The 1116-nt window shown below is 30.8% G+C and carries 1 protein-coding gene and 1 rRNA gene; one reads left to right on the forward strand and one right to left on the reverse strand.

Features of this window, described 5'->3' with window-relative positions:
• Positions 1-621 (forward strand): 23S ribosomal RNA (locus EKG38_RS25560); the annotation flags it as partial.
• 105 nt (positions 622-726) lie between these two features.
• Here the strand turns inward: EKG38_RS25560 and EKG38_RS25565 are convergent.
• The coding region (locus tag EKG38_RS25565) for a cytochrome c oxidase subunit 3 (RefSeq protein ID WP_148103765.1) at positions 727-1116 on the reverse strand (390 nt) is incomplete at its 5' end.

Raw genomic sequence — 1116 nt, forward strand, 5'->3', positions numbered from 1 at the left:
GACCCGAAGCCAGGTGATCTTTCCTATACCAGATAAAATGATCGAACGGGTGAATGTTGCATAATTCTCCGAAGAGTATTGGAAAGCGGTGAAATGCCAATCTGACCTGGTGATAGCTGGTTTTCTACGAAACATATTTCAGTATGACATCTACAATAATATTTATGAAGGTACAGCACTTAATTCCCAACAAGTATTAAATAATAAATATATGTTTGTTTTTTAATAGGAGTTTAGGTTGCGGAGACCTCGAAAATCTTACCAATGGAAATAAATCTCGGAATTGCATAAATTGGTGGTAGATATTCAGACTATTCATGCTAAGTTGGATAGTCAAGACGGAAACAGCCGTGAACACAGATTAAGGTCCCAAATGATTATTCAGTGAAATAAAGGAAGTGGTTAGTTGAATGCAGTTGAAAAGTGAGCTTGGCAGTCGCTACTTATAATGAACGTGTAATAACGTATCAGCCCTGAGATAATTGCTCCGAAAATTTAACGGGTCTTAAATAATCAACCGATATCGTGTTAATTTTAAAAATAAATCCCTAATTTTAATAATAAATTATTTATTGATTAATTTAAATTAAAATATTTTTGTTTTTTGTTTTTTATTTATTATCTTTTTCTATTTTTATTTTGTTTAATTTTATATAAAATTTTTAACTAAAATTCTTTTTATTTTTAAATTATTAATATTTGTTTTTAATGTATAAACAAAACTATCTACATACCACCCCAGTAGTAGATAGATATAAATAGCAAAAGCCACACAATATCTACAAAATGCCAATAAAGTATACCACATTCTACTCCAATGTGTCGGTTTAGTGTCAAACGGTAATTGACCAATTTGAGAAGACAAAAGAAAAGAAATATGGTACCAACCAGAACATGCAAACCGTGCAAACCCGTAGTACTATAAAAAGTACTACCATACACAGAATCTGCAATAGTAAATCCTGATTGAACATATTCCAAATATTGTAACGCAGTAAAGACTGATGCTAATAGGACTGTTGCTGATAAAGAATACATTCCTTTTAATTTATCTCCATTTATTAGAGCATGATGGAATTCTGTTACTGATACTCCAGAAGAAAGTAACAATACTGT

The sequence above is a fragment of the Shewanella canadensis genome, from assembly GCF_003966225.1.
In the GTDB taxonomy this organism is placed as follows: Bacteria; Pseudomonadota; Gammaproteobacteria; order Enterobacterales; family Shewanellaceae; genus Shewanella; species Shewanella canadensis.